This window comes from Microcoleus sp. Pol7_A1, assembly GCF_036701085.1.
GTDB lineage: Bacteria > Cyanobacteriota > Cyanobacteriia > Cyanobacteriales > Microcoleaceae > Microcoleus > Microcoleus asticus.
Map to the genome: position 1 here is coordinate 201,410 of NZ_JAUBQD010000001.1, position 5,948 is coordinate 207,357.

At 47.9% G+C, this 5,948-nt stretch carries 6 protein-coding genes; 2 read left to right on the plus strand and 4 right to left on the minus strand.

From position 1 onward, the window contains the following. A partial coding sequence (locus QUA20_RS00900) for an FAD-dependent oxidoreductase (protein WP_333184441.1) occupies window positions 1–635 on the minus strand: 635 nt, incomplete at its 3' end. Window positions 636–830: 195 nt separating this feature from the next. Here QUA20_RS00900 and QUA20_RS00905 point away from each other — a divergent pair. After that, window positions 831–2,222, plus strand: a complete 1,392-nt coding sequence (locus tag QUA20_RS00905) for a glycoside hydrolase family 10 protein (RefSeq protein WP_333184444.1) — start codon at window positions 831–833, stop codon at window positions 2,220–2,222. Between the two features lie 67 nt (window positions 2,223–2,289). Beyond that, complete coding sequence (locus QUA20_RS00910) at window positions 2,290–3,270, plus strand: aldo/keto reductase (RefSeq protein WP_333184447.1); 981 nt, start codon at window positions 2,290–2,292, stop codon at window positions 3,268–3,270. A 127-nt stretch (window positions 3,271–3,397) separates the two neighbouring features. Here the strand turns inward: QUA20_RS00910 and QUA20_RS00915 are convergent, their stop codons facing one another. The 3 genes from QUA20_RS00915 to QUA20_RS00925 form a co-directional block, all read right to left on the minus strand. Continuing rightward, window positions 3,398–4,612 carry a M20 family metallopeptidase gene (locus QUA20_RS00915; protein ID WP_333184449.1) on the minus strand — a complete coding sequence of 405 codons (1,215 nt, stop codon included), beginning with the start codon at window positions 4,610–4,612 and terminating at the stop codon, window positions 3,398–3,400. A 255-nt stretch (window positions 4,613–4,867) separates the two neighbouring features. Further along, window positions 4,868–5,575, minus strand: a complete 708-nt coding sequence (bioD, locus tag QUA20_RS00920) for a dethiobiotin synthase (RefSeq protein ID WP_333184452.1) — start codon at window positions 5,573–5,575, stop codon at window positions 4,868–4,870. Window positions 5,576–5,635: 60 nt separating this feature from the next. Further along, window positions 5,636–5,948 (minus strand): hypothetical protein (locus QUA20_RS00925; protein ID WP_333184455.1); only part of this gene is annotated, 313 nt, incomplete at its 5' end.

The following is a 5,948-nucleotide window of genomic DNA, read 5'->3' on the forward strand; positions in this document are numbered from 1 at the left end:
TTCTTCCCTCTTCCTTCTTCCCTCTTCCTTCTTCCCTCTTCCTTCTTCCCTCTTCCTTCTTCCCTCTTCCTTCTTCCTTCTTCCTTCCCCAATCGAGATTGCATATTTAATGCTAATTCTACGCCGCCTGCACCGCCGCCGACAATGGCGATCCGCAGCGGTTTTTGGAGAGAGTTTTGCCTTTCGGAAATTAACTGATTCCAACTAGCTAAAAACTCCGGTACGGGTTTAGCTGCAATTGCATATTCTGCCGCACCCGGTACCGATAAAGTCGCAGGAGTGCTGCCGATATCCACAGAAAGCAAATCAAAATTAACCGGATGGCGAGTTTGACAAATCACTAAATTTTTGTTAAAGTCGATCGCGATCGCTCGATCGATTAATATTTGACATCCGGCAAATTCAGCGAGCGATCGCAAATCAATGTGACATTCATCGTAATTGTAAAACCCGGCAACGTGCCCCGGCAGCATCCCCGAATAAGGCGCGTGCAGCACGTCGCTAATCAGAGTCAAACGCACTCCCGGCAGCGGTTTGATACCGAACATTTTTAATACGATAGCATGACTGTGACCGCCGCCAATTAACACTAAATGTTTCACAATTACAGATGTTCGATCGAGATGTTCCAGCACCAATATTGTACAGCACTAGGCATCCTTGGGGGCAATGTCCGGTAAGGAGAGCTTGCAGTGCGTAATCAATAATCTCCCAGCATTTTGACAGAATGCTCTCACCTACTCTCTGTCTCATGGATTATACTTCGCTCAGTTGCGATCGCATAACATCAATCCACCCATTGCACTTAACCGATTCCACATTCAGCGCCAATGGTTGTAGACTGTAGAGCGAGCAAATTTTATCACCAAATTATGCCGGGGTGTGTTTCTACAGCTAACTCACCATTCAAAACTATGACATTACGCATCATTCCGCGCAGTTGGCAGCGATCGATTAAAACTCTTTTACCGCTTCTGTTTGCCCTCTCATTCATTATAGTATTGCTGGCGAACAACTTGATTCCGGCGATCGCCCAGCAACCCCGCCAGGAAATTCGCGGCGTTTGGATGACGACAAACGACAAAGACATCCTCAGAGATCGTCGCAAACTAAAAGATGCTGTCAGCCAACTAAAACGGTTAAATTTCAACACTATTTATCCTGTAGCCTGGAATTCTGGCTATGCAATGTATCCCAGCTATGTAGCGCAGCAAAGAGACATTCAACCCTTTGTTTACAGAGGGTTAGACGGACAAGATATGCTCGCCGATTTAATTGATAAAGCTCACCGCCAAGGCCTGCTAGTAATTCCTTGGTTTGAGTTTGGTTTTATGGCTCCTCCCACATCAGAATTAGCCTTAAATCATCCCGAGTGGCTGACACAAAAACAGGACGGCAGCCAAACATCAAACGACGCCGGCGGCGAAGTAGTTTGGCTCAATCCCTTTCATCCAGAAGTGCAGCAATTCATTACTGAACTCGTACTAGAAATCACCACTCAATATAACGCAGACGGCATTCAATTTGACGATCACATGAGTTTGCCGTCTGAATTTGGCTACGATGACTACACAGTTGCTTTGTATACCAAAGAAACAAAAAAAGCTCCGCCCAAAGATTTTCAAAACCCAGCATGGGTGCAGTGGCGAGCTAATAAAATTACCGCTTTTATGTCGCAGCTAAATCAAGCCGTCAAAGCAGTCAAACCCAATGCAATTTTCTCGATTTCTCCCAATTACTACGAGTTTGCTTACAAACATCACCTGCAAGATTGGCTGACTTGGGTACGTTTGGATATTGCCGACGAGCTAATCGTGCAAGTGTACCGTCCCAATTTAGAATCATTTGTAGAAAAAATTAACCGTCCCGAAATGCAAGAAGCACACCAAAAAATTCCCACCGGAGTTGGGATTATGACAGGTTTGAGAAATAACCCCGTACCGATTGAGCAAATTAAATCTCAGGTGCAAGCAGTCCAAGGATACGGCTTAGGCGTCGCTTTCTTCTACTACGAAAGCTTGTGGGAATCTGCACCAGAACCCATCGCTGTTCGACTTTCTCAATTTAGCGATTTCTTCCCGTCTTCTGCATTCCGAACAGCGCTACAAATACCCAGACGCGCGGCGACTTTCCCTCCGCCTGCGCCACCCAAACCAGACCCCAAAGCTAAGCCGGATCAACCTACCAAAAACAGCGCACCTTCGCCCTCGCCAACCACGTAAAAGAATTAAAAAGTAGGGTGTGCAATGCGCACCTTACCGCGATCTCAATCATTAATCATCAATAAAAATGCAAACTAACCAAAAAATTTTACTGCCAAAAATGGGCTGCGGCACTTGGGCCTGGGGCAACAGATTCCTCTGGGGCTACAATGAAAGTATGGACGAGGAATTGCAAGCCGCGTTCAATCTTTGCGTCAGCAGCGGTGTCACTTTATTCGATACCGGCGACTCTTACGGAACTGGGAAATTAAATGGACGCAGCGAGCAGCTTTTGGGGCAGTTTTCTCAACAATATCAAGGTGCAAATAAAGAGAGTATTTGTATTGCGACAAAACTGGCTGCTTATCCTTGGAGACTGACGCGACAATCAATGATATCGGCTTGCAAAGCCTCTGCTGCGCGCCTCGGAAAAAATGTAGATTTGGTGCAAATGCACTGGTCTACAGCCAATTACGCTCCTTGGCAAGAAAGCGCTCTTTTAGACGGTTTGGCTGACCTTTACGAGCAAGGATTGGTCAAGGGAGTGGGCTTGTCTAATTACGGGCCTAAACGCCTGAAATGGGTGCATCGTAAATTTAGCGATCGCCAAATTCCTATTGTTACTTTACAAGTGCAATATTCGCTACTTTCTACCTATCCGGTGACGGAACTCGGATTGAAAGATGTTTGCGATGAATTGGGGATAAAATTGATTGCTTACAGTCCTCTAGCCTTGGGTTTGCTGACGGGTAAATACTCGGAAAATAACTCTCTTCCTAAAGGTATCCGAGGTTTGGCGTGCAAGCAGCTACTTCCGGGAATGCGATCGCTTTTGGAATGTTTGCGAGAAATAGCGGCATTCAGAAACAAGACTGTTTCGCAGGTAGCAATTAACTGGTGCATCTGCAAAGAAACTATTCCCATTCCGGGGGCTAAATCTGCGGCACAGGCGAGGGATAATATCGGTGCTTTGGGCTGGGAGTTAGACTCGGGCGAGATTGCCGAATTGGATAAGGCGGCAGCGAGTGTAGATAAGAAAATGGTGCAGAATATCTTTCAAACTCGGTAATATCTGAGATGTTGTACCATTCTCCTGAACAGGCAAGATGCCTGTTCCACAAGACATGAATTTGCCTGTTCCACAAAGAATGAATTTCTTGTGGGGTGGGCTTCTAGCCCGCCCATAAAAGGCTTATTTACATCGCACAAAAATTTTCCACACACCGCACAAACATTTCTACACCCATCCCCAGCGCAGTTTCATCAAAATCAAAGCGCGGGTGATGGTGCGGGTAAGCCAAGTTTTTCTCGGGATTTGCTGAACCCAAAAAGAAATAACAACCGGGAACTTCTTGCAAAAAGAACGACATATCCTCGCCGCCCATTGTTTGACATTCCGGCACGATCCCAGCAGGAGTTTCGACAACCGATTCTGCAACGCTACGCACCAATTCAGCTATTCTCGAATCATTAATAACTGGCGGGTAAAGCGCACAATAATCCAATTTGTAATTGGCCCCGTGACTCTGACAAATTCCGGCAATTAATTGCTCGATTCGCTTGGCAAAATAACCTTGATATGCTGGATTGAAATAGCGCACCGTGCCGCCGATTTGAGCGGTGTCGGCAATCACGTTGTGGGCGTCGCCTGCGTGGAATTTGCCGACAGTTACTACCGCTGAGTCGATCGGGTCAATGTTCCGCGCGACAATTGCCTGCAAAGCGCTGACAATTTGGGCTGTAACTACGATCGAGTCCACAGTCTGATGCGGCATTGCGCCGTGTCCGCCTTGGCCAAAAATCGTGCAGTCAAAAACTTCGACAGCCGCCATCAACGCGCCGCTGCGGACGCCTACAGTGCCCAAAGGTAGATTGTTCCACAAATGCAAGCCGACGATCGCATCAACATCAGGATTCTTCAAAACTCCCGCTTCAATCATCGGTTTTGCGCCCCCTGGGCCTTCTTCGGCGGGCTGAAAGATAAATTTTACCTTACCCGAAAAGCTGTGTTTGTGCTTTGCGAGATAACAAACAGTACCGAGGGCGATCGCAGTGTGACCGTCGTGACCGCAAGCGTGCATAATTCCATCATGCTGCGATCGATAATCCACCTCATTTTCTTCTTGAATGGGCAAAGCATCCATATCCGCCCGAATTGCCAAAACCTGCCCCGGTTTGCCGCTGTCTATAGTGGCGACAATACCAGTTTTAGCAATATTAGTTTCATGATCTATTCCCCATTCCTGCAACTTTTGCGAGACAAACTGCGCCGTTAAATTTTCATCAAAACTCAACTCCGGTTTTTGGTGCAAAAGGCGACGCCATTCTACTAGCTGAGGCTGCAAATTTCTAATTTCCAGCCGCAATTGAGATAAATCCACAGAGGTTAAATTCGGTAAAGTAGAAACCATGTTTTCTTCTCCTTTTTTTTGATTAACTTTGCTCTTTAATCACTTAATAAATGGTAATCACTCATTATAGCAAGCCAGAATAAGTTGTGAAACTCTCTCTGCTCTTTCTCTGCGGTCTCTGCGGTCTCTGAGGTTAAAATAAAATCTTCTTCAATCCTATCTGAGTTGTGCCGGATATTTTTTTAAATGAACCGCAGAGGGCGCAGAGTACGCAGAGGAAGAAAAGAATGAGAAACAGAGGTGTTTAGAATAGGGTTATTTAGAAGTCTGAGGAACTAAATTAACCCCAGGTAGCAACCGCTCTAAATCTAATTGGGAAGCTGCTTTAGCTAATTTAGCAAGGTCAGTCGGGTCATCTAAATGCGGCAAAATACCCAACACAGGTATTTGAGTTAGCGACTGGATCAAATCTACCGGCGCTCGATCGGCAATTTCTTGTTCGGAATAAGCTTTAACGCAATTAAGCACAATTCCTCTCAGCTTAAAACCAGTGTGTCTGGCGAGAGCAACATTCGCCACAGCTTGCCCGATCGCCCCCAACCTCACAGGTACTACCAAAACCCCCCTCAGCCGCCAATCCCTGGCAATATCGGCCACCGTCAGTTCCCACGTTACAGGCGAGCCAAGTCCTCCCAAAGCTTCCACCAACACAAAATCCTTGCGCTCAGAGAGGCTTTGCCAAGCCGTCCAAACCTTTTCGAGTTCGATATGTCTCCCCTCCTGTTCGGCTGCAATCGGCGGTGCTAGAGGCGCATCAAAGTGCAGTGGATTGAGTTCTTCGGGGGATTGGTCGAGGGCAAACAAACGGGTGTAGAGTTCGCGATCGCCCGTTCCCGTTTGCAACAGCTTCATAATTCCCAAACTGCGATCTGGAAAATACATTTGCCAATAAGCAGCCAGAGCGCTGGTCAAAACAGTTTTGCCCGCGTCGGTATCAGTTCCAGCAATTAGCAAGGAGTTCATTGACAAATAGCTAACAAATAATTGGCCTCAACATCAGTCTAGGGGAATTTTGCCAGAAGTTTAGAGTTCCGGCGACGGTGCGGGAGTTGGGGCAGGTTCCGGTTCCGGTGCGGGTTCCGGTTCCGGTGCGGGAGTTGGGGCAGGTTCCGGCGACGGTGCGGGAGTTGGGGCAGGTTCCGGCGACGGTGCGGGAGTTGGGGCAGGTTCCGGTGACGGTGCGGGAGTTGGTGCGGGAGTCGGTTTCGGTGCGGGAGTCGGTGCGGGCGTCGGTTTCGGTGCGGGGGTTGGTGCGGGCGTCGGTTTCGGAGTCGGTTTGGGCGCTGGAGTCGGCGCCGGCGTCGGTTTGGGTGTCGGAGTTGGCGCTGGGCTTGGT